The 22956-nt window shown below is 43.3% G+C and carries 20 protein-coding genes; 14 read left to right on the top strand and 6 right to left on the bottom strand.

The annotated features are described in order from the left end of the window. Positions 1 to 927, top strand: a complete 927-nt coding sequence (locus Xenpb_RS10295) for a GNAT family N-acetyltransferase (RefSeq protein ID WP_187654237.1) — start codon at positions 1 to 3, stop codon at positions 925 to 927. 287 nt (positions 928 to 1214) lie between these two features. Further along, the gene (locus tag Xenpb_RS10300; protein WP_187654238.1) at positions 1215 to 1910 is read left to right on the top strand and encodes a pirin family protein; all 696 of its coding nucleotides are present in this window, start codon (positions 1215 to 1217) and stop codon (positions 1908 to 1910) included. Between the two features lie 115 nt (positions 1911 to 2025). Here Xenpb_RS10300 and pckA read toward each other — a convergent pair whose 3' ends face one another. The 4 genes from pckA to Xenpb_RS10320 form a co-directional block, all read right to left on the bottom strand. Further along, the gene (pckA, locus tag Xenpb_RS10305) at positions 2026 to 3645 is read right to left on the bottom strand and encodes a phosphoenolpyruvate carboxykinase (ATP) (protein ID WP_187654239.1); all 1620 of its coding nucleotides are present in this window, start codon (positions 3643 to 3645) and stop codon (positions 2026 to 2028) included. A 241-nt stretch (positions 3646 to 3886) separates the two neighbouring features. Then, on the bottom strand, positions 3887 to 4759 hold the full coding sequence (hslO, locus tag Xenpb_RS10310) for an Hsp33 family molecular chaperone HslO (RefSeq protein WP_187654240.1): 873 nt from the start codon (positions 4757 to 4759) through the stop codon (positions 3887 to 3889). 26 nt (positions 4760 to 4785) lie between these two features. Then, complete coding sequence (gene hslR / locus Xenpb_RS10315; RefSeq protein WP_187654241.1) at positions 4786 to 5199, bottom strand: ribosome-associated heat shock protein Hsp15; 414 nt, start codon at positions 5197 to 5199, stop codon at positions 4786 to 4788. Between the two features lie 81 nt (positions 5200 to 5280). Next, positions 5281 to 7389, bottom strand: a complete 2109-nt coding sequence (locus Xenpb_RS10320; protein ID WP_187654264.1) for an IgaA/UmoB family intracellular growth attenuator — start codon at positions 7387 to 7389, stop codon at positions 5281 to 5283. A gap of 357 nt (positions 7390 to 7746) precedes the next feature. Here Xenpb_RS10320 and nudE point away from each other — a divergent pair, with 357 nt between their 5' ends. After that, positions 7747 to 8298, top strand: coding sequence for an ADP compounds hydrolase NudE (gene nudE / locus Xenpb_RS10325; RefSeq protein WP_187654242.1), 552 nt, complete (start codon positions 7747 to 7749; stop codon positions 8296 to 8298). Between the two features lie 631 nt (positions 8299 to 8929). On the opposite strand, the gene mrcA is transcribed toward nudE, so the two are convergent. Next, positions 8930 to 11461 (bottom strand): peptidoglycan glycosyltransferase/peptidoglycan DD-transpeptidase MrcA, encoded by a 2532-nt coding sequence (gene mrcA, locus Xenpb_RS10330; RefSeq protein ID WP_187654243.1) that lies wholly within the window; start codon positions 11459 to 11461, stop codon positions 8930 to 8932. 259 nt (positions 11462 to 11720) lie between these two features. On the opposite strand from mrcA, the gene pilM reads away from it, so the two are divergent. The 11 genes from pilM to trpS all read left to right on the top strand — a co-directional run bounded on the left by pilM (position 11721) and on the right by trpS (position 21451). Then, on the top strand, positions 11721 to 12554 hold the full coding sequence (pilM, locus tag Xenpb_RS10335; protein WP_187654244.1) for a type IV pilus biogenesis protein PilM: 834 nt from the start codon (positions 11721 to 11723) through the stop codon (positions 12552 to 12554). Then, positions 12551 to 13102, top strand: coding sequence for a PilN domain-containing protein (locus tag Xenpb_RS10340; protein WP_187654245.1), 552 nt, complete (start codon positions 12551 to 12553; stop codon positions 13100 to 13102). Before pilM ends, Xenpb_RS10340 begins: the two co-directional genes overlap by 4 nt. After that, positions 13092 to 13679 (top strand): hypothetical protein, encoded by a 588-nt coding sequence (locus Xenpb_RS10345; protein ID WP_187654246.1) that lies wholly within the window; start codon positions 13092 to 13094, stop codon positions 13677 to 13679. Before Xenpb_RS10340 ends, Xenpb_RS10345 begins: the two co-directional genes overlap by 11 nt. Next, on the top strand, positions 13676 to 14785 hold the full coding sequence (locus tag Xenpb_RS10350; RefSeq protein WP_187654247.1) for a secretin N-terminal domain-containing protein: 1110 nt from the start codon (positions 13676 to 13678) through the stop codon (positions 14783 to 14785). Before Xenpb_RS10345 ends, Xenpb_RS10350 begins: the two co-directional genes overlap by 4 nt. Positions 14786 to 15177: 392 nt before the next feature. Further along, positions 15178 to 15699, top strand: a complete 522-nt coding sequence (gene aroK / locus Xenpb_RS10355; protein ID WP_038237472.1) for a shikimate kinase AroK — start codon at positions 15178 to 15180, stop codon at positions 15697 to 15699. Positions 15700 to 15744: 45 nt separating this feature from the next. After that, complete coding sequence (gene aroB, locus Xenpb_RS10360) at positions 15745 to 16842, top strand: 3-dehydroquinate synthase (protein WP_187654248.1); 1098 nt, start codon at positions 15745 to 15747, stop codon at positions 16840 to 16842. 263 nt (positions 16843 to 17105) lie between these two features. After that, complete coding sequence (locus Xenpb_RS10365; protein ID WP_187654249.1) at positions 17106 to 18053, top strand: SPOR domain-containing protein; 948 nt, start codon at positions 17106 to 17108, stop codon at positions 18051 to 18053. Positions 18054 to 18138: 85 nt separating this feature from the next. Next, on the top strand, positions 18139 to 18957 hold the full coding sequence (gene dam / locus Xenpb_RS10370) for an adenine-specific DNA-methyltransferase (RefSeq protein ID WP_187654250.1): 819 nt from the start codon (positions 18139 to 18141) through the stop codon (positions 18955 to 18957). A 58-nt stretch (positions 18958 to 19015) separates the two neighbouring features. Beyond that, the gene (rpe, locus tag Xenpb_RS10375; RefSeq protein ID WP_187654251.1) at positions 19016 to 19693 is read left to right on the top strand and encodes a ribulose-phosphate 3-epimerase; all 678 of its coding nucleotides are present in this window, start codon (positions 19016 to 19018) and stop codon (positions 19691 to 19693) included. Continuing rightward, a complete protein-coding gene (locus Xenpb_RS10380) occupies positions 19690 to 20412 on the top strand; it encodes a phosphoglycolate phosphatase (RefSeq protein ID WP_187654252.1) in 723 nt (240 codons plus the stop codon). Before rpe ends, Xenpb_RS10380 begins: the two co-directional genes overlap by 4 nt. 4 nt (positions 20413 to 20416) lie before the next feature. Beyond that, entirely contained in the window at positions 20417 to 21451 is a 1035-nt protein-coding gene (gene trpS / locus Xenpb_RS10385; protein ID WP_099112810.1) for a tryptophan--tRNA ligase, read from the top strand. A gap of 114 nt (positions 21452 to 21565) precedes the next feature. On the opposite strand, the gene Xenpb_RS10390 is transcribed toward trpS, so the two are convergent. Further along, the gene (locus Xenpb_RS10390; protein WP_255523097.1) at positions 21566 to 22753 is read right to left on the bottom strand and encodes a TcdA/TcdB catalytic glycosyltransferase domain-containing protein; all 1188 of its coding nucleotides are present in this window, start codon (positions 22751 to 22753) and stop codon (positions 21566 to 21568) included. Positions 22754 to 22956 lie beyond the last annotated feature (203 nt).

The following is a 22956-nucleotide window of genomic DNA, read 5'->3' on the forward strand; positions in this document are numbered from 1 at the left end:
ATGACTATCTTCCCTTCCGCTATTCAGATTAGAAGTTACCAGTCGGGTGATGATAAAAAGATCAGCCAATTATTCCGTGAAGTCTACGGCGACTCGTATGTCTATCCTGATATTTATCTGCCAAGGCTCATTGATGATAATCAGGTCACGGGGCAATGGTATTCTGCCTTAGCGTTCCATCAAGGGCGGTTCATCGGTCATGCTGCACTGGTTAAAGATGCGGTGCAGCAAAACCATGCAGAACTTGCACTCATCGCAGTAGATCCTAATTTTCAGGGCTATGGTGTGGCTAAGTCTCTGGGCAGCTATTTATGCCGCTATGCGAAAGAGCTAAGTTATAATTTATTGACGATAAAACAGGTATGTTCACATCCGAAAAGCCAGTATATCGCCCGGAACTTAGGCTTTTATTCGACAGCCCTGATGCTGGATTATGTCGATTCACCATTTGGGCTGCCTGAGCCTGAAAGTATCGTTCAGGGCATTTTGCCGCTTAAGTCATTGCCATTGCCTAAACTGAACTGGCCACAATCCTGGCAGAATTGGGTTACCCAGATAAGCCAATATGTGGGTGAGTCATCCCCAAGTGCGCAGCAAGCCTATCGTCGTTTCCTTACCTCGGAGCCGTTTACCATTAAAAAATCCGGTCGACGTCTGGAGATCACGCTCTATGAGGTTCATTCTGATTTTTTATCGGAAGTTATCGATTTTCCAACCGGACAGTTAATCTATTTAAAACTGCCTGCGTGTGAAGAATCTCTGGAATTGTATCCACAGCTCAAAAAAGGGGGCTTCCGCTTCGCAGGATTATGCCCCGATACACATGATGGGTGGTTTTTACTATGGCTAAGAGGCTATCAGCTAGCGCCATATCAGTTTCATGACTCAGGAACCCAACATCTCTATCAAATGGAATTAGGGGCATAGATAAACGCATCCTAAATTTGATTAAAAAAACACTTTACAAGTGATATTGAGAACGATTATCATTCTTAACACTTTCAGTGCACCACCTTCAGGGTCCATGTGAAAGTACGACATTGCTCACATTGCTTCCAGTGTTTACTTTTTATAAGCCAGCTTATTGCTGGCTTTTTTTTGCCCGATAATTCCCCGGTGTTTATTCAGTTTTTTTGAACGCTAAGGTTAAATTTCTAATCTTTTATATTTCAGCCCTTCAACTAGACTACAAAAAACATTGAGGGATTTTGAAAATGATCTACTTACGTCGCGCTTCAGAACGAGGCCATGCCAATCATGGTTGGCTGGACAGTTGGCACACTTTTTCATTTGCTAACTATTACGATGCAAATTTCATGGGATTTTCAGTTCTCAGAGTCATTAATGAAGATGTTATTGATGCGGGTCAGGGATTCGGCACGCATCCTCACAAGGATATGGAAATATTAACCTATGTGCTGTCCGGAACAGTAGAACATCAAGATAGCATGGGAAATCAGGGACAAGTGCCGACGGGAGAATTCCAGATTATGAGCGCAGGAACCGGCATTCGTCATTCAGAATTTAACCCACATCATGATAACCAATTACATCTTTACCAAATCTGGATCATGCCAGATAAAGCAGGACTCACTCCCCGTTATGAACAGCGCCGTTTTGAGACTGTTGAAGGCCGCCAGCTAGTCCTGTCTCCTGATGCTCGTTTGGGTTCCCTGCAAGTTTTTCAGGATATGATGTTATGGCGTTGGGCATTTAAAAACGGCGAAAAGGGGGAATATCCTGTGGAAAAAGCACGAAAAATCTGGATTCAGGTTGTTCAGGGCGAAGTGATGATCAATGGAACGCTGGCTACCACCAGCGATGGTGTCGCTATCTGGGATGAATCCCTTCTTCAATTAACTGCCAGCCAAGAAAGTGAGATTCTGCTGTTCGATATGCCATCCCATTGATATCAGCGCTTTAATTTTGCGTTTTGTCCCTGTATCGAATTGAAAAATATCAGTTAAGAAAGAACCCTATCCGGCCGGATAGGGTTCTTTCATAGGAATAGCTTTTAAACAGAATTTACAGTTTAGGGCCAGCCTTCACCAACGCGGCTCCCGCAGCGGTATCGGTATATTTATCGAAGTTATCGACAAAGCGCTGTGCCAGATCTTTCGCCTTAACTTCCCATTCGGATTTATCCGCGTAAGTGTTGCGTGGATCAAGAATACCTGTATCGACACCCGGCAATGAAGTTGGAACCGTCAAATCAAAAATCGGCAGTTCGATGGTATCTGCGTCTTCAATGTCACCATTTAAGATAGCATCGATAATCGCACGGGTATCTTTGATAGAAATACGTTTGCCTGTACCATTCCAGCCAGTGTTGACCAGATAAGCTTTCGCGCCCGATGCCTGCATGCGCTTAACCAGCACTTCTGCATATTGAGTCGGATGCAGTGACAGGAATGCCGCACCGAAGCAAGCAGAGAAAGTTGGGGTAGGCTCCGTCACACCACGTTCAGTTCCCGCCAGTTTCGCGGTAAAACCTGACAGGAAGTGATATTGCGTCTGCTCTGGAGTCAGTCGGGAAACCGGAGGCAGCACACCAAAAGCATCTGCTGTCAGAAAAATCACTTTAGTCGCATGTCCTGCTTTTGATACGGGCTTAACGATGTTGTCAATGTGATAGATAGGATAAGAGACGCGGGTATTTTCTGTCTTGGAGCCATCATTAAAATCAACCGTGCCATCTGCCAACACTGTGACGTTCTCCAGCAAGGCATCACGGCGAATAGCGTGATAGATATCCGGCTCGGCTTCTTTGGACAAGTTGATGGTTTTCGCATAGCAACCACCTTCAAAGTTAAACACGCCGTCATCATCCCAGCCATGTTCATCATCACCGATCAATTTACGTTTCGGGTCAGTGGAAAGTGTTGTTTTGCCAGTACCAGAAAGCCCAAAGAAAATAGCGACATCGCCTTTTTCACCCACGTTAGCAGAGCAGTGCATGGAAGCAATACCTTTCAGTGGCAGCAGGTAGTTCATCATTGAGAACATCCCTTTTTTCATTTCCCCGCCGTACCAAGTACCACCGATTAACTGCATACGCTCTGTCAGGTTAAAAGCAACAAAGTTCTCAGAATTCAGCCCTTGCTCTTTCCACTGTGGGTTCGTGCATTTGGCGCCATTCATCACAATAAAATCAGGCGTGAAACCGACCAGCTCTTCATCGGATGGGCGGATAAACATGTTTTTCACAAAATGAGCCTGCCAGGCAACTTCGGTGATAAAACGCACTTTCAGGCGCGTATCTTCATTGGCTCCGCAGAAGGTATCCACAACAAACAAACGTTTGCCTGAAAGTTGTTGAGTAACTAACCCCTTGAGATGAGACCAGGTTTCCTGACTGAGCGGTTTGTTATCATTTTTACCTTTACCCTGATCAGCCCACCATACGGTATCGCGAGTAACATCATCACGGACAATGTATTTATCTTTCGGGGAACGTCCTGTAAAAATACCTGTATCTACTGCGACAGCACCAAGATTAGTGAGTGTGCCGTGCTCATATCCCTGTAGTGAGGATTGGGTTTCTTCAGAGAATAACAATTCATAACTTGGGTTATAAACAATTTCACTAACACCACGAATACCATAAACCGCAAGTTCCTGCTCAGTAATGCCTGTAACGCTCATTTGTTGCTCCTGGTCAGTTATACTTTATCTCTATCTCTGCGGGGGATAATAAATAATTATGACTAATTAACAGCGATTGTTATCAAAAAATTGGAATTACATTACTTTTTTTAAGTTTATATGAGACACAGGGCACGGAATGAATGAAAGAAGGGCAAATAATAAAAAGGGCGTATTTTACGCCCCATGAAAAACTGTTATGCACGAATAGTGCAACCACATAATCAGTACATATATTTAATCAGTGCGACTGCTCTTTTTTCGTCGCTTTTATTTCACTGACATCTTTCTCACCGAAAATATAGTGCATCCCGCAGAATTCACACTCCATATCAATTTTGCCATCGTTGTGCAAAATTTCCTGAAGGTCAGCATCTGGTAATGTCGCTAACGTATCAGCACAACGTTGTTGGGAACATGTGCAACGAAATTCAACCTGCTGAGGCTCGTAGAGCGTGACATCTTCTTCATGATAAAGACGATACAAAATTTCTTTCGGATCCAGAGTAAACAGTTCTTCACCCTTAATGGTTGCAGTAAGTTGCACCAGATGGTCAAGCATATCCTCGCTGCCTTCTTGTACACTCGGCAAAACCTGCAATAACATGCCACCCGCAGCCATTTTTCCATCCTGCATTCCGGTACGGATAAACAAGCGGGTTGGTAATTGCTCAGATTGCCTGAAATAAGCATCCAGACATTCTGCCAACGTATCGCCTTCCAGAGCCACAACTCCCTGATAACGCTCACCTTCTGTAGGGGTAACAGTAATGACCATATAGCCATTGCCTATCATGTCTCGCAAGCTGCTGGCTGCATTAATATCACCATCGATGCGTGCAGTGCCGCGCATCTGTTGCTGGTTGTTGCCATTAATTACCGCTAACTTGACCGGGCCATCACCCTGAATCTGTACGGTGATATCCCCATTGAATTTCAATGTCGCTGTCAACAGGCTGGTTGCGACCAACAATTCACCCAATAGCTGCTGCACAGGTTGAGGGAAATGATGATTCTCCAGCATCCGCTGGTAAGTCTCGCTGACGGAGACGAGTTCCCCCCTGACAGAGTAGCTTTCAAATAAAAAGCGGTGTAATTGGTCATGCTTGGTCATAAATTTCTCTCATTTCACTGAGACGATTATTCCGCCTCATTTAATTTTGTGTTCTTGAATTTAATCAGTGTGCGCCGTTCTTTTTTATCTGGACGGCGATTAGGGTGCGGCATCGTCAGCGCATTCATTTTACGGGCCAATGCCATTTTTTCCCGATTGATAATACTTTCTGCCGTTTCCTGATAAAGTTGCTGAGCTTCGGTGGCGCTACGTCTGTGGCTGTTCAATGCCAGGACGATCACCGTTTTCTCATCATTGCCCTGACGCAGTTTGATCTCGGCGTTTAACTCAACCAGTTTACCCGGCTTACTCCGCTGCCCATTATAATGGACTTTACCCCCTTCAATCATTTCACGTGCGATGGAACGGGTCTTGTAAAAACGGGCAGCCCATAGCCATTTATCAAGGCGCACAGCCTGATCGGTGTCTGAATTCAACATGATAGCTTCTCCCAATTATCGGATCCCACTGTCTAATCGGAGCCGGCAAAAAACGGACTGAGGGTAACACAGCCCATCGGATTATCGCCAATCCATCGGCGATGAAGATGATTTGAAACAGTTATCGTAGTATTGAGTGATATGCTGGATACGCCGCCGGTTTTTCTGCTTTTTCTTTATAACCAGTATCATGTTGATCGTGAACGTCGTCAGCAATATTGCCAACAGCAAACAACTGCCCAGATAACGAATGAGAGTCTTGGTATCGGGTTCACGATGCAGCGTAATCTGGCGGGTCCCATTTGCGTCCTCGGACAATTGCGTCACGATCCCCCCGGTTTCGAATGGCGTCCTCATCAGTAATCCTAAAACTTCTTCTAATTCCTGCCATCGTTCCAGAGCAGTATGTTCATACATATTGCCTACCCGCATCGGATATTCGATCAATTCTCTCTTCTCTGCACTAATCAGCAAAACACCTCCCGGTGATGGACTATTTATCAGAGTGGTAATTTTATCCATTTCCCTATAGATAAATGATGCCGTCGTCGTATCAACCAATTTTTCCAACGCATCCGCACTGGCAGAACGCAATAACACTTTGGTTCCATCCAGCTTTCCTCTTTTGGCATCGTTTAATAGCGTATTCCAATTCTTGGCATTCCCTAAATTGGCAAGTGCATTCTTAAGGCGGTTACACTCAGGCTCGTTCTGACATAAGCTGTGCGTTTTTAAGACGATTGGAGCAAAGTTGTCGAGCAGGATCATACCGGATTTAACAATAGCTTCATCCAGACTTGGATTGATCTTCCTGTTATTTGAAAACGGATGCAATTGCTCATTAACCATTTTAATCAGCGCAGCCGACTTCTCAACGGCTTTAGATTCCAGTATTGGCAATGGCGTTTCACTGTTCCAATAGACACCGTAGCAATCGAATGCAGCGAAGTACGCGATATCGCCCCCATATGCCCTATCGGGCGGCATATAACACATCCCGACACCTTTGACCTTCAGGACATCTCCTGGCTTCAACGGCATTTTTTGCAGCTCAGTAAAACTGGTAATAACTTTAGTATTGTTGCCATATAACCAAGCCAAACTGAGCCGCATGGATAAACTCACGGGCTGGTAAAAATAAAGCAATGACAAGGCCAATACAGAGAAAACCACCAATATCAAATTTTTCCTGTGACGCTGATAAGGGTAGTGTTTTTCTTCTTCATGTAAGGAAAGATAACGCCCCTGCCGGGTGACATGGCAGTTGGCGTACATGTCTATATCCGTATTCTGGTCAAGATCGTGAAAAACATAGGGTTCCCAATGCGCCGGATAAATGAGATCAATACCGCCCAGTGAAATATTTTTTCTTGGCTCTGGTTCAAACTCACTGAAGACTCCCCAACGTTTGGGAATACCGCTGAAACAATGAATATTGGATAATTTTCGGCCCGAAGGCAACCGAAAGTGCGGCCAGAAACTGCCCAATATGCCTAAGAGCGCAACCGACATTAACCATGGGAACATGGGGATGGGCAAGAAAAGGGCAACAAACCATATCGAAAGCCCCATACTCATGAGAATGCCTTCCTGAATCCCTGTTGAATGTCTCAGGCGATATTCTTCTAATGTCTCCTTGCGGATATACAGTAAGTTAGCACTTGAATTACCATTTTTTTGGATGGAAGCATGCTCTTTTTTTGCTATCGCCCGCGTGATGGATAGATCCTGCTGATAATCTTTCAGAGAGTGACCATTGACAGCGATGACAATCGGCATTGAGCTTGTCTGAATAATTTCAATCGTACTCTGCTGCGTGATAAATGGCTCAAGAAAAACAGGTAAATGTATTTCTGTTTCATCAACATAATAACGCCAATGGTGAGATTCATCTCTGGCGGCAGAAAAACGGGTAATAGGGTGGCTGGTGATATAAACATTATCACTTTTAACAGGTAACGCCGGATAGCCTGCCTGATGTCGGCTACTTTGCTTCATCAGAAGATGAGCATTTCTCAGGTAAGATTCTATGGATTGATATTCATCAGCATCCAATTTACGTCTGGCTGTTTTGACCATCGACGGTAGATAACGCGCGTTATCAAGCCGCTTCCACCTGAAATTCAGAAAGGAAGCCATTATAATCAGGCTAATGATAAAAGTAGCCAATATAATGACCAATGAGCTCATTTTTTTCCCCACGCCCATGACAGCAGTACAGCGACTGGCAGAATAACAATCTCGTGAAACAATCAGAATCAGGCTATTCCTATTCTTGCCTTCCATTTTAATTTTATTTACAAAAGGTTATATAAATTTTCTCATACCTTTCCATAAAATAAAGTTTTTTTTGTAAGCGTAAGATAGCAACAAAAATACATTCAAGCGATAATCGCTATCAATTACTAACATAATCAGCCATATTAAAGCAAAGTTTGGATGCGTCTCCAATTTAATCACAAGACCTGAATTAGCCGAGAAGATCTCATTAATTGGGCGCATTACTGTTTTCAATTAGCCAGCATATGACAACAATCAGGGGCAAGCATGATAGATCAGAAAAAACCTAAGATACTGAATGTAAATGACATTGCCCACTCACGTTTATTCAATATTCAATCTGTTGATCTTGAATTCAGCAACGGTGTAAAACGCGTTTACGAGCGTATGAAGCCGACTAATCGTGAAGCCGTTCTGATTATTCCCATCATCGGCGATGAGTTAATCCTTATTCACGAATATGCTGTAGGTATTGAACAATATGAGTTAGGCTTTCCAAAAGGAGCCATTGATGCGGGGGAAAGTGTTTTTGACGCTGCCAATCGGGAATTAAAGGAAGAAATTGGTTTCGGAGCGGGAAAATTGGAACTTCTGACTAAATTGACGATGGCGCCTTCCTATTTTTCCAGCAAGATGAATATCGTGATTGCTCGCGATCTGTACCCCGAACGCCTGGAAGGTGATGAACCCGAACCCTTGGTGCAGCAACGCTGGCCTGTCTCTGAAATGATGTCACTGTTGGAACATCCGGATTTCAACGAAGCCAGAAACGTCAGTGCCTTATTTTTTGCCCAACGCTACCTGGCAAGCAAAAAATAATGAGGAATTTTAGGTAAATTAATTTCCGAAACGGGTATTAAAGTTGATATTTAGATACCCGTTTAAGCAAATACGACAATAAAAAATAATTACCTAAATAAAGTGGGGTTTTATTTTATTCTTATAATAGTTAAATAAGATCCCACAAAATTTACTGACTTTATCAAAAATACTAAATAAACATATTTATTATTTTTCTTAGAATTAACTCCCATATAAAAGCATAATCTTCGTCTAAGAGTCACTGCTCTCAATTAACTCCATTGAAACAGAATAATTTTTTAATAAACGATCAGAGCCTGAATATATTTAGGGTGGGATAACGAATATTGACAGGCCGTAGTGTAATTCAGCAATCTTGAAACCCGATTCTATTCAAAATGAGGTTTCCTATGCCAACATTGCGTTACGCTTACCACTGCTGAACTGACAAGAAAACTCATCATCCTGCTTCACTCTCTTCGCAGGAGTATGAACGGTGCGATAAACCAGAAAGTGTGCCGGAACATACTACGATAGAATTACGGTTTCCCGGTTTATCTGAAGCCAATTGTTGACAACCCATTGGTAATAAAAAGCCCCGTCAGTTTTCTGACAGGGCTTTTTCATTATCTTACTGCCTCAGAGCCAATCAGAACAACTCATGGCTTTCGCCATTTTCAGTGACTGTCGTTCCCACATCCGGTACAGCATATTCCGTCGGTTGTGTCCCTTCGATAAAATATTCTTTACGGGTATTCCCGCCACCGTTAGATAACTTGCCTGTCGCCCGATCAATCGTGACGGATACAATACCGGCAGGCGGCTCCATCATTTTCTCAGGAACGCCTTCCAGCGCGGTTTTCATGAAATCATCCCAGATGGGTTGAGCCGTTTTAGCCCCCCCTTCCCCTTTTAATATCGGTGTGCGTCCCAAACTTCTACTGTGTTCATCAAAACCAATCCAAGCCGTCGCGACCATATCCGGGCCATAACCAGAGAACCACGCATCTTTCGAACTATTCGTCGTCCCCGTTTTACCGCCAATATCACGGCGCTTCAAATCACGGGCAGCACGCCAGCCCGTTCCCATCCAACCCGGTTCACCAAATATATTGGTGTTCATAGCATCACGCATCAAAAACGCAAGCGGTGTATTGATAACATGAGGGGCATACTGCTGGTCATTAACGTTCACATTGGCCGATACACTCTCCAGATCAGGTTGAGGCGGCAAAGCTGAATTTTGCGGTATATCAGAGTGCGTCACATTTTCAATGGAATCTTCGGACAATTCGATGGAACGCCCCGTATCACCATAAATCACCGGAATATTTTCGCATTGCGGACAGGCAGTTTTAGGTTTGGCTTCAAACAACACTTTCCCTTCATCATTTTCAATTTTGCTGATGAAGTAAGGATCAACCAAATAACCGCCATTCGCCATCACCGCATAGCCGCGTACCAATTGCATCGGGGTAAAAGAAGGCGATCCCAAAGCTAAGGATTCTGTACGTACAACGTTTTCACCCGGCAAACCAAAACGCTTCAAATAATCAGCGGCATAATCGACCCCCATTGCACGCATAGCACGAACCATCACCACGTTTTTGGATTGCCCAAATCCCTGACGCAGGCGAATTGGCCCATCATAAGTCGCTGGTGAGTTTTTCGGACGCCAATCCGTCCCGGCTCCGGCATCCCAACGGCTGATTGGTGCATCATTCAGCAATGAGGCTAACGTCAGCCCCTTGTCCATCGCTGCGGCATACAGGAACGGTTTGATATTGGAACCAACCTGACGCAGTGATTGGGTCACTCGGTTAAATTTACTCAGCTCAAAATCAAATCCACCCACCAGCGCCTCTACCGCACCGTTTATCGGATTGATGGAAACCAATGCGGCATTGACATCAGGGAGCTGCGCCAACCACCAGGTGTCGTTGACTTTTCTCAGCCAAATCTGCTCACCTGCCTGAATGACCTCATTGACGCTTCGAGGTACAGCGCCTTGCAGACTGTCAGTTTTGAACGGACGTGCCCAACGAACCCCAGTCATCGTCAACTCAACTTTACTGCCATCCACCAGCATTGCTTCTGCCTGATTGGTGTTGGATGTTGTGACAACTGCCGGTATCAGAGGGCCGTATTTAGGCAAGGTTTTCAGCTTATCGATAATCTGCGCTTGGCTCCATGCCGGTTGGCTGCTTTTCCATAACACTTCCTGCGCACCGCGATAACCATGACGAACATCATAATCAATCACATTGGAACGAACAGCATCAACAGCCGCCAATTGGGTCTTGCGCGTAATAGTGGTGTAAACCTTATAGCCATCGGTATAAGCATTTTCGCCATAACGATTGATCATTTCCTGGCGTGCCATTTCAGTCAGATAAGGCGCAGAGAAAACAATCTGTGGAGTATGATAACGGGCGACTAATTTTTCGTCTCTGGCTTCATCATACTGGCGTCGGGTGATATATCCCTCTTCCAACATCCGCCCCAGTACCACATTGCGGCGGTTGACTGCCCGATCGTAGGAATAAAGCGGGTTAAACGTTGAAGGCGCCTTCGGCAATCCGGCAATCATCGCCATTTCACTCAACGTCAACTCATTGACATTCTTGCCAAAATAGACATGAGCAGCAGCTCCGACCCCATAGGCACGATAACCGAGATAGATCTTGTTGAGGTATAGCTCAAGGATTTCATCCTTCGTCAACAATTGTTCAATCTTAATTGCCAGAAACGCTTCTTTCGCCTTACGTATCAGTGTCTTCTCTGGGCTGAGGAAAAAGTTTCTCGCAAGCTGCTGAGTGATAGTACTCGCCCCTTGGGAAGCATGGCCCGAAGTCATCACAACGGAAACCGCTCGGATAATCCCGATAGGGTCAACGCCGTGGTGCTCATAAAAACGGCTATCTTCTGTGGCAATAAACGCTTTCACCATCAGAGGAGGCATTTCGGATAGGGTAAGAGGCAGACGACGCTTTTCACCATATTGGGCTATCAATTCGCCATCAGCACTGAACACCTGCATAGGTGTCTGTAACCGGACATCCTTCAAAGTCGCGACATCAGGCAACTGCGGCTCGATATATTTGTATAAACCAAAAATCGAGGCGGTTCCCAATAAAATGCAAACAACGATAAGGATCAAAAAATACTTTATGAACTTCACCTGAAATTTCTCACGCCATGTTAATCGGGCAGTTTATAAACGATTAGTACGTAGTATAAAAGGCAGTACGTTGTTGTATAAAAGACTCAGTAGAAAGGACTTAGTATAAAGGCTATACAACACCATGGATATGACCTTTCATTAATACGGTTGTCATAAATAACGACTTTCATGAACGACCACTTTGTTTTGCTTTGCTTTTAATAACAGATAACTAGCAGATAACTAGCAAATAAATAGTAGATAAGGAGATCTCTACATGTATCCATCTAAATGGTATATCGGACTGGATATCCAAGATCATTATATTCGTGCTCTTGCAGCCACTAAACGTCGTGATGGCTGGCAACTTCGACATTGCTGGCAATATCGCCTATCGAACGAAATTATCTCAGGAGGACGGCTGCAACATCCTGAAAAGTTGCTTCATATTTTAATGCAATGGAGACAAATATTACCTAAAAATATTAAATTGAGATTAGCTCTCCCTGTTCAGCAAACCTTACAGCGGCAGATAGCCTTACCTAGCCATACGGTATTGCAGGAGCCAGAACTGGGCTGGTTTGTGCACGCCAACGCTGGAAAACAATTTCCTGTCAGCGATCTTGCATTGGACTACCGGGTTCATAGCCAGCAGATTTGCATCAGTGCTACCCGCCAAAAAGATCTCAATCTCTGGCTGAATTTATTTGCAGATATCAATTTATCCCTTGATGCGATTGATATTTCTCCCTGTGCGTTACGTTATGTTGCCAAATGCGCCGGCGTTCCTGACGACAGTTGGTTGGTTCACAAACGCACGACAGATTGGCTATGGGTCGCCCCCGCCAACCACCCTTTTAGCTACGGGCTGGTGACGTCACAATCTCATCCCCATCTCACTCAAATCATCAGCCAGCTACCCATGACGCCAGAAACTGAAGATTATGCAGTTTATTACAGTGATGAGGAGCAACCGATATCAGTACCACCAGAGGCTGCTAATCTCTGGCAAATTTTGGCGGCATTTCGCCATTATCACCCCCCATTACCAGAGCAAATCAACGCATTTACCATTGCCGCAGGTTTGGCGCTCAGGCCGGATGACCAATGATACATCAAATCAATTTCTTACCTTGGCGGCAAAAAAGGTTAAAGCGCAAATGTCAGACATGGGGATTATTACTCTGCTTGCAATTCAGTATATGGGCAACGGTCTTAGTGTTCATTTCTGCTCAGCAAACAAACCTAATGGAGCAATATCGCGGGAAATTAACGGAAATTAGGTATCAATTGGCTCAATTACAACAAATTATTCAAGAAACAGACCAAGCGGTGCTTCACCATAGCCAACTGACGCAACAATTAAGGAAAAAACAGGTGTTCATGGAACAGAACCAACGGTATTTACAGTTATTTCGTCAACTTCCCCAAGTGTTACCAGAAAAAAGCTGGCTCACCGCATTTAGCGACGACAGTGGACGGTTAGTTTTTACTGCTCACAGCCAAAACTACGCGGATATCTCCGATTTACTGGATAACCTGACCGACAACACTGAGCTTATCAATGTACAGCTAAAAAAAATGATCACAACGGAGGATTACCTTAAAGCCTTTACTATTGATGCAGATTGGCAGGCAGGAGAATCCAATGGGAAATAACTACCTTGAATGGTTTCACCGGCCTGCGTGGCTGTTGGTTCTCTTGCAGCAATTGTTCACCCTTCCATTACTATTGGGGTTCTATTTTCTTGTTTGGCAGGAAAATCAGTATGAAATTGATACCCTGCAAAACAATATTACGGAACAACAACACAGTACAAGGCTATCTCAACAGCAATTGACTGAGTTGCCGCCTCTGTCTGATATTCAACAGAAAATCCAGAGGACAACCGTGGAGCTTGGTCAAGATAATCAAATTCCCCCTAAACACACTACCGTGCTCAAACGACTGCATTCGCCACTCATTCACTCAGGCAGTCAATTGATTGAATGGAAAACGCACAAAGAAAACAATCAAGTTTTCTGGCATATCATGTTGTCGCTGAATTATGTTCAATTTCTCCATTTCCTGAATGAAATTCAGCAATTGCAGCCACCGTTATTAATCAAACATCTCACGATTACGCCTGCTGATGATTGGCTGACTGTCCGCATGGTTTTGTCAGATATTCCCCTGCCGGAAATGACTCAGCCAAACAGGATAAAACCAGATCCTGTCCATGAGGAGAAATCATGAACAGAAATGTTTTTATCCTGCTAGCCTTCCTGCTGTTACCCACTTTCAGTTTTTGTTTAGAAAATAGTGCATTAGAAAACAATTTATTAGAAAACAATACAGAGGAAGAGCCAATTTTCGAAATGCCAGTGAGAAACCCATTCTTGCCTCCCGTAACCCCAAAAGAGGACGATACTGATTTTTCTTTGGTCGAACATAATGAACAAGAACAGGAGATCGAATATCAAGCAATAGCCCTGCAATATGCCGATGCAGGGCAGATTGCAGAACAATTACAGAAAAATCTTCCGGCCCTGCTGACAAAATGGGGGAAGGTTGAACACGATCCTTTAACCAACAGCTTGATATTAGAAGATAAGTTTGATGCTATTACCCGTATCAAAAATTGGCTGAAAGAAGTCGATACTCCAAAACAACAAGTACAGATTACTGCTCATATTGTTACTAGCAGCAGGGAAGCCCTGCACGAACTTGGCATTCATTGGGGCATGATCGCAGATCCGCTGAATCGCTCAATAGGTCTAAACCGCTTGAATCTACATCAGCCCGCAGGTATTCAGCGCCATCGATTAGTACTGAATACTGCCCGTATCCACTCAAACCTGTTGGAAATGGAGCTGAGTGCACTGGAACAAGAAAACCAGCTCGATATCATTGCCAGCCCGCGGCTGACCGCTTCACATCAACAGCCCGCCAGTATCAAACAAGGTTCAGACATTCCTTATGTTATTCAACAGAAGGGAAAAACAACCATTCAATTCAAAGAAGCGGTATTAGGTATGGAAGTTACCCCACATATTTTAAGGCAGGGGAAAATTCGCCTGGCATTGAAAATTAGCCAGAACGCGCCCGGCTTTCCCATAAATCAGGGAGGAAATGAAAACCTGGCCATTGATAAACAAGAAATTATGACTCAAGTTACGATCAGAAACGGGGAAACCTTGATTCTGGGCGGGATTTTTCAACAGAAAAAAGGCGCAAACCTGCAAAAAGTCCCCTACTTATCAGAAATTCCTCTATTAGGTTCATTATTTAACCAAAAAGGAGAACAACACAGCCGAAGAGAACTCGTAATTTTTATTACACCTCAACTGAGTGATATTTAATCAAATAAAAAATATTCATTTTAAATCAAAATATTAATAAAAGTAATTGTGCTTTTTTTGTCAGTTAGCCGACCATTTTTCTTGGTATGGCCTGTTTATGGATTTGACGCTGAGAGTAATTTAGCATACAAGGATTAACTAATTGAGTGAGCAGGTCTAACATCACAAGTCAGAGTCTATACATACTAGGCTCTCAATCAACCCGCAAAGCATGAGCCAGATAACAGAGACTCGTGCCAAATTTATATAGTTGCAATACAGGTTGATGTGCTGAGATAATTTTCCTATCTGATCTCACATTCTCACTCATGAGGTTTCAGTTTAGGTCCCGCGGCTAATCTGATTGGCGGGGCGGGTTATCATTAACAAATAGTCTTAGTAATACCAAAAACATGGCAGAGAAACGCAATATCTTTCTGGTTGGGCCTATGGGTGCCGGCAAAAGCACTATTGGTCGTCAGTTAGCTCAGCAACTCAATATGGAGTTTTACGACTCTGATCAAGAAATTGAGCGACGTACCGGAGCTGACGTGGGCTGGGTATTTGATGTGGAAGGCGAAGAAGGCTTCCGCGACCGCGAAGAAAAAATAATTAACGAACTGACTGAAAAACAAGGCATCGTATTGGCTACCGGAGGGGGTTCCGTTAAATCAAAAGAAACCCGCAATCGCCTGTCTGCCCGTGGTGTGGTCGTCTATTTAGAAACAACCATCGAAAAACAGTTAGCTCGTACCCAGCGCGATAAAAAACGCCCTTTACTTCAGGTTGATGCACCAGCACGAGAAGTTTTAGAAAATTTGGCTGATGAGCGCAATCCTCTTTACGAGGAAATTGCTGACGTGACTATTCGTACGGATGAGCAAAGCGCCAAAGTCGTCGCTAACCAAATCATTGAATTACTGGAAAAAAACTGATTATAGCGAGTCCGCACGGCGGCAAGCGATAAGGCGAAAGCTGATATGGAACAAGTGACTGTTACGTTAGGTGAAAGAAGCTACCCAATTACCATAGCCGAAGGGCTATTTTCTGACAATGAGGCGTTCAAGCCCCTGCAAGCCGGCCAGCAAGTCATGATAGTGACCAATGAAACGCTTGCTCCCCTGTATCTTGAACAGGTGAAATCCACATTGCAGAGAATGGATCTTCGGGTAAATGAAGTTATCTTGCCTGACGGCGAGCAGTACAAATCGCTTTTTGTGCTTAATGACATCTTTTCCGCCCTGCTGGAAAATAATCATGGTCGTGACACAACACTTATCGCTCTCGGTGGTGGTGTAATCGGTGATATGACGGGATTTGCCGCAGCCAGCTATCAACGCGGCGCTCGTTTTATCCAAATACCCACCACGCTACTTTCTCAGGTTGACTCCTCTGTCGGTGGAAAAACAGGAGTCAACCATCCCCTCGGCAAAAACATGATAGGGGCTTTTTATCAGCCTGCATCTGTTGTTGTCGATCTCAATTGTTTGAAAACATTGCCCGCCCAAGAATTGTACTCAGGACTGGCTGAAGTCATTAAATACGGCGTCATTCTGGACGGTGAATTCTTTCGTTGGCTTGAAGATAATATTGAGAAATTACTGGTTCTCGATAATCAATCAATGGCTTATTGCATTCGTCGCTGCTGTGAACTCAAAGCGTTAGTCGTAGCGGCAGATGAACAAGAACGCAATGGAATGCGGGCGCTGTTAAACCTCGGCCATACCTTTGGACATGCGATTGAAGCTGAAATGGGTTATGGCGTCTGGCTACATGGTCAGGCTGTTGCTGCCGGCATGGTGATGGCAGCACGGGCATCTGAACTTGTCGGCACATTCTCAAAACAAGAGACCCTGCGCATTATCCGTTTACTTGAACGGGCAAAATTACCGATCAGCGGCCCTGCCGAAATGTCTCCTGATGCCTACCTTCCTCACATGATGCGTGATAAAAAAATCTCCGCAGGAAAACTACATCTCGTGCTACCCACCGCTATTGGGGAGGCAAAACTTCGCTCTGATATTGGGCAGGAAGTGATACTGGATGCCATTCGCCTATGTCAGCCATCCACCAGCTAATTCCACGATTTTATTCATAAATTTCAAGTTGCGGCTCAGCAGTGAGTGAAAGTTATTGTCAAAGCAACAACTTGGAAGATGAAGGGAATATCTGGATGTGGCAAAATTCTCTCTGAGGATAAAAGCTGAATGATGAATCATTCTCTAGCTGTTATGCTATAAGATAGCTACATTATCAGACAGAACTTTATCGGTTTTAGTTAGGTCAGACTGCCAAACCTCTTAAATAACAATTGGCAGTATTATCTCTGTCGGGAGGGCATATGGACGAATTAAAATCAGAAAACAAACAACAAACAGAAAACGAATTTAAGCCTGATACGTCTGATCGCAGCCCTCAGCGATCCAGAAAACAATCTAATCAACCCAAACTGGCTGTATCTCGTCAGCAAATGATGATTGGTGTTGGTATTCTGGTACTTTTGCTTCTGATTATTGCTATCAGTTCTGCATTAAAATCACCCACTGAGCATGAAAAGCAGCAATCTTCAGAGGCAACGGAAAAGAGTATCGATCTTTCTGGATCTTCTTCACTTTCCCCTGACACTCAAGGTAGTGAACAGTCTGAAGATAAAGCCCCCCCAGCTAATGAATCCTCAATCAATGGCCCTCGTGAAATCAGCCCACCGCCAGTAAGTAGTACTCCAAGTAAAGATCTTGCTCCGGCAACCGGAACGGGTGGTTACAACCAACGTATAGAATTGCCCGGTGATATCACTGATGCTTTGAATCAGCAGCAAAGCAACATTAATCACTCAGTACAAAAAGACTTGACGCCACCACCGATCAAACCAACCGCTACTCCGCAAAAAACGGAGAAAATGACGCCTCCTAAAATAGAAAAAGAAAGCCAGTCTAAGGCAGCAACTAAACCTGTCTCGGGCAATAATCAGGCTACTCACAATAGTCACGTTAATGCAAAAAGTGCAGGTGGCGACTTACTAAAAGCCCCGGCAAACCGATTCACTCTCCAACTGAGCAGCGCGAGCCGCTCCGATACCTTAATTGCTTTCGCGAAAAAACATAACCTTAATAACTACAGGGTTTATGAAACCAAACGTGACGGTAAGGCATGGTTTATCTTGATTCATGGTAACTACGGTTCAGTTTCTGATGCTAAAATCGCCATTTCCTCACTCCCTGCGGAAGTTCAGGCGAAAAAACCGTGGGTCAGAAAACTACAACAGGTTCAGCAAGATCTGAAAAGATAAAACTATTTTGATTAGGCGCTGATATGCAGTCCTAAACAGAGTACAATCTGCGGCTCTGAAATTATTGAATAACTAATTTGACGGCATGAAAAAAAAACGCGCTTTCTTAAAATGGGCCGGTGGAAAATACCCCTTGGTAGATGATATTAAACGTCATCTGCCAGAGGGCGATTGCTTGATTGAGCCATTTGTTGGCGCAGGCTCGGTATTCCTGAATACCGATTATGATTCTTACATTTTGTCAGATATCAATAGTGATCTGATCAATCTGTACGACACCGTAAAATCTCGTGCGGATGAGTTTATTAATCATGCCCGTCCATTATTTTCATCGGAATACAACAATTCCGAAAACTTCTATCGCCTGAGAGAAGAGTTCAACAAAAGCAAAGATCCCTTTCGCCGCAGTATGTTGTTTCTTTATCTCAACCGACACTGCTATAACGGTCTTTGCCGGTATAATTCACGGGGTGAGTTCAACGTTCCTTTCGGGCGCTATAAAAAACCTTATTTTCCTGAACATGAGCTTTACTGGTTTGCCGAAAAATCCCGGAAGGCGACTTTTATCTGCCAACATTACGAAGTCGCACTAAACAACGCGCCAAAAGGTTCGGTGGTTTATTGTGATCCCCCGTATGCACCACTTTCGGCTACGGCTAATTTTACAGCCTACCATACAAATAGCTTTAATCTTCTTGATCAGGAAAATCTGGCACAAATCGCCTATTATCTCTCGTCTCAACAAGGCATTCCGGTGCTCATTTCCAATCACGACACGCCGATGACACGAGATTGGTATCATCAGGCTTCCCTTTACATTGTTAAAGCCCGCCGGACAATCAGTAGAAATATTCTTGCCCGAAGTAAAGTTGATGAGCTTTTGGCGTTATACTGCCAGAAATAAGTGAGGCTTCCTGTCCCTGAAATAACAGGGATAAAACAATGAATTGGAGAAGATAATAATGAAGAAAGACTTTCTGATCGCCCCATCCATTCTATCCGCAGATTTTGCCCGATTAGGTGAAGATACCGCTAAAGTTTTGGAAGCAGGCGCTGATGTTGTGCACTTTGATGTCATGGATAACCATTACGTACCAAATTTGACTATTGGCCCAATGGTCTGTCAGGCGCTACGCGATTATGGTATCACCGCACCAATTGATGTTCACCTGATGGTAAAACCGGTTGATCGAATTATCCCTGATTTTGCCAAAGCAGGTGCTACCTATATTACTTTTCATCCTGAAGCGAGCGAACATATCGATCGCACCTTACAACTTATCAAGGAACATGGCTGTAAAGCTGGCTTGGTTTTCAATCCTGCTACGCCTCTCAGATACCTTGATTATGTATTGGATAAACTGGATGTGATTCTCCTGATGTCTGTTAACCCAGGCTTCGGCGGTCAGTCTTTCATCCCTGAGACACTGAACAAACTACGTCAAGTACGCAAAATCATTGATGACAGCGGGTACGATATCCGTCTTGAAGTTGATGGTGGCATTAAGCCTAATAATATTGCCGCGGCTGCTCAGGCTGGTGCTGATATGTTTGTTGCTGGCTCTGCTATTTTCAGTCAGCCGGATTATAAAGCCGTTGTTAATGAGATGCGTCGCGAATTATCAAAGGTAGCGCCATGACAAATAACGTAGTAGAAGGAATTCGTGCCATTGCATTTGATCTGGATGGCACACTGGTGGACAGTGCCAGCGGTCTGGCAGATGCGTTGGATCAAGCCCTGATAGCCAAGGGCTTGCCCACTGCGGGCAAAGAGCGAGTTGCTATTTGGATAGGCAACGGGGCGGATGTCATGGTTGAACGCGCACTAAAATGGGCGGGTGTTGAAACGTCTCCTGAATTGCACCAAGAAACCCGCAAACTGTTTGATGCGTTTTATGAAACCAGCGTCACCACAGGTAGCCAACTGTTTCCTCATGTAAAAGAGACGTTGGCAGAACTGGCAAAACACAATTTGCCCATGGCGATTATCACGAATAAGCCCACTCCTTTTATTGCCCCATTGCTGGAATCATTGGGTATCAGTGAATACTTTTCATTGGTGTTGGGCGGTGATGATGTTAAAGAGAAGAAACCACATCCTGCACCGCTGTATCTAACAATGGGTATGTTTGGCCTACATAAAGAAGAATTGCTTTTTGTGGGTGATTCTCGTAATGATATTTTGGCAGCACAAGCCGCAGGCTGTCCTTGCGTTGGTTTGACCTATGGATATAACTACGGAGAATCTATAGCATTAAGCCAGCCAAATTATGTATTAGACCATTTTCCGGATCTACTTCAAACGATTGGACTATCCACTTTGAAACTATTATCCACTCTGAAAAGACAGGAAGCTTAATAAAATGAATGAACCCACTGTAATGAAATCGAACTCCCAAAAACCTATTGTATTCAGCGGTGCACAACCTTCCGGTGAATTGACCATCGGTAACTATATGGGGGCATTGCGTCAGTGGGTAAAAATGCAAGATGAATATGATTGCATCTACTGCATCGTTAACCAGCATGCCATTACCGTGCGCCAAGATCCCGATGAACTGAGAAAACGCACTCTGGATACGCTGGCGCTTTACCTTGCTTGTGGTATCGATCCAAAGAAAAGCACCATTTTTGTTCAGTCACATGTTCCACAACATACTCAGTTGGCCTGGGTACTGAACTGTTACGCCTATTTCGGTGAACTCAGCCGTATGACTCAGTTTAAGGATAAATCTGCCCGTCATTCAGAAAATATTAATGCGGGCCTGTTTGATTATCCTGTTCTGATGGCCGCTGATATTTTACTTTATCAGGCCAATCAGATCCCTGTGGGCATTGACCAGAAACAACACCTTGAGTTGACCCGTGATTTGGCACTGCGTTTTAACGCCTTATATGGTGATATCTTCACTGTCCCAGAGCCATTCATTCCAAAAGAGGGCGCTCGCGTGATGGCATTGCAAGATCCGGGCAAGAAAATGTCGAAGTCGGATGATAACCATAGTAACTTCATCGCATTGCTTGAAGATCCAAAATCTGTCGCCAAGAAAATCAAACGTGCCGTTACAGATTCTGAAGAGCCACCTCGTGTACGCTATGACCTGGAAAATAAACCTGGTGTTTCTAACTTACTGGATATTCTTGCTGGCGTCACAGGCAAAACTATCCCTGAGTTGGAAGCTGAGTTTGAAGGCAAAATGTATGGTCATTTAAAAGGGGCGGTTGCTGATGCCGTATGTGAAATGTTAACTGGCTTACAAGAGCGTTTCCACCATTTCCGTAATGATGAAGCATTGCTTAACCAAATCATGGCAGAAGGGGCAGCTAAAGCTCAGGCTCGTGCTCAGGCAACTTTGGATAAAGTTTATGAAGCAGTAGGGCTTATTGCTCATCCGTAATCATGTTATTCATCGCCAAAGGTGATCAATAGATCGCCTTTGGCTTTTTGGTAGTTTCCTTTGACATATTCATAAGACCTTCGAACATAAAGTAGAAAAAAATCAATAAAACGATTATTTTTTATTTTTCACCGTCGCCCAATCAGCTTTAGTATCAACCTTTTTAAACATTAAATCTAAGCCACTATTCATTTGCCAATTTCTAGGAGGACTAATAAAATCAATTTCATGTTGATTATCCAGCTCTTTATTTTTAACTATAGAAAAAAGCTCTTGATAAGACTGTGGCCCTGTCATATCGACAGTTAAATCAAGACGGCGACATCTACGATACGAAGGTGTGTTCATAGAAGGTAAATGAGGAACAATCCCCGTTCTCCATTTAGAGCTTAATGTTTTATCCTCTTGATTATAAGTATACTTTTTAATATTACAGGCAATAAAAACTAAAAGAGCCATGATTTTTTCTGATCGGGGTTGTGCAGCAATAATGCCATTTGAAAACTCATTATAAACTAATTTTTTTATTCGACAGGCATCAAGATATCTTATATTCCATTTTTCATCACTCTGGCTTACTCTTCCCCATCCCATTCCATGACAATCACCAAAACCTATATCCGATTTAAGCTCTAATTTTTCAAACCTTGCTCTTCGATTAAAGCGCTTTTCGATAGGTAAATTTTGACCAAAGCAGTAAGATTGCATATATTTTATATCTGAATCAGTGAGTTCAACATCAACATCAAGATATATCCCGCCTTCCATATACAAAATAACCAAACGCGCAATATCACTGGCAGAGGCATAGTTTTTAAAATCACCATGTAACTGAAGATGAAATATATGATGTAAGAATCTTATTACCTTAGAATAATCATTAGAACGCACACCAGAACTGGTTGGATGAAATATACGATGTAAAAAACTCATTCTCGTAGAGTCATTATTATAACGTACACCAAGATTGGTTAATTCAGCTCTTTTCTTCTCGTACAAATCACGTGTAAAATCGGTATCAATAAGAGATGAAGAGTGATTTATTAAGAAATTAAATGCCGTTTCAATATCTCTATATACAAATTGATTTCCAAATAACTCCCCAATATCAAGAACAACATCATTATACTTAAAGTTAATATTTATTAATCTATTCAATATTAATGATTTAACATTTTTTAGCCCCCAAATATTAACTTCAAAACCAGGATTCTCAGATTTTATCGCAATGATACGCCTTAAATCTTTCTCGGAAATTTTACTTCCAACCCAAAAATAATGAATTTTTTTTGGAATCTTCATAAATACCCCTTCATAGCCATTAATATTTTAATGTTGGTTTACTTTATATTCCCGTAGTATTATTAATCCGTATGGAGAATTCATTTTAATAGTATTAGAAGATATTTTTGTGATATAAATCACAATAAAAAACCTATATATTTACTCCAATATGTAAATATAATCTATTTAACAATAGGAATAAACACAAAGAAAAATTTAAA

This window comes from Xenorhabdus sp. PB62.4, from assembly GCF_014467285.1.
In the GTDB taxonomy this organism is placed as follows: domain Bacteria; phylum Pseudomonadota; class Gammaproteobacteria; order Enterobacterales; family Enterobacteriaceae; genus Xenorhabdus.

Bases quoted from the DNA above. Each gene is read 5' to 3' on its own strand.
- aroK (WP_038237472.1), top strand. From the start codon at position 15,178: ATGGCAGAGAAACGCAATATCTTTCTGGTTGGGCCTATGGGTGCCGGC.
- Xenpb_RS10380 (WP_187654252.1), top strand. From the start codon at position 19,690: ATGACAAATAACGTAGTAGAAGGAATTCGTGCCATTGCATTTGATCTG.
- Xenpb_RS10390 (WP_255523097.1), bottom strand. From the start codon at position 22,753: ATGAAGATTCCAAAAAAAATTCATTATTTTTGGGTTGGAAGTAAAATT.
- Xenpb_RS10350 (WP_187654247.1), top strand. From the start codon at position 13,676: ATGAACAGAAATGTTTTTATCCTGCTAGCCTTCCTGCTGTTACCCACT.
- dam (WP_187654250.1), top strand. From the start codon at position 18,139: ATGAAAAAAAAACGCGCTTTCTTAAAATGGGCCGGTGGAAAATACCCC.
- Xenpb_RS10295 (WP_187654237.1), top strand. From the start codon at position 1: ATGACTATCTTCCCTTCCGCTATTCAGATTAGAAGTTACCAGTCGGGT.
- nudE (WP_187654242.1), top strand. From the start codon at position 7,747: ATGATAGATCAGAAAAAACCTAAGATACTGAATGTAAATGACATTGCC.
- hslO (WP_187654240.1), bottom strand. From the start codon at position 4,759: ATGACCAAGCATGACCAATTACACCGCTTTTTATTTGAAAGCTACTCT.
- Xenpb_RS10345 (WP_187654246.1), top strand. From the start codon at position 13,092: ATGGGAAATAACTACCTTGAATGGTTTCACCGGCCTGCGTGGCTGTTG.
- rpe (WP_187654251.1), top strand. From the start codon at position 19,016: ATGAAGAAAGACTTTCTGATCGCCCCATCCATTCTATCCGCAGATTTT.
- aroB (WP_187654248.1), top strand. From the start codon at position 15,745: ATGGAACAAGTGACTGTTACGTTAGGTGAAAGAAGCTACCCAATTACC.
- trpS (WP_099112810.1), top strand. From the start codon at position 20,417: ATGAATGAACCCACTGTAATGAAATCGAACTCCCAAAAACCTATTGTA.
- Xenpb_RS10365 (WP_187654249.1), top strand. From the start codon at position 17,106: ATGGACGAATTAAAATCAGAAAACAAACAACAAACAGAAAACGAATTT.
- Xenpb_RS10320 (WP_187654264.1), bottom strand. From the start codon at position 7,389: ATGAGCTCATTGGTCATTATATTGGCTACTTTTATCATTAGCCTGATT.
- pilM (WP_187654244.1), top strand. From the start codon at position 11,721: ATGTATCCATCTAAATGGTATATCGGACTGGATATCCAAGATCATTAT.
- Xenpb_RS10300 (WP_187654238.1), top strand. From the start codon at position 1,215: ATGATCTACTTACGTCGCGCTTCAGAACGAGGCCATGCCAATCATGGT.
- hslR (WP_187654241.1), bottom strand. From the start codon at position 5,199: ATGTTGAATTCAGACACCGATCAGGCTGTGCGCCTTGATAAATGGCTA.
- Xenpb_RS10340 (WP_187654245.1), top strand. From the start codon at position 12,551: ATGATACATCAAATCAATTTCTTACCTTGGCGGCAAAAAAGGTTAAAG.
- pckA (WP_187654239.1), bottom strand. From the start codon at position 3,645: ATGAGCGTTACAGGCATTACTGAGCAGGAACTTGCGGTTTATGGTATT.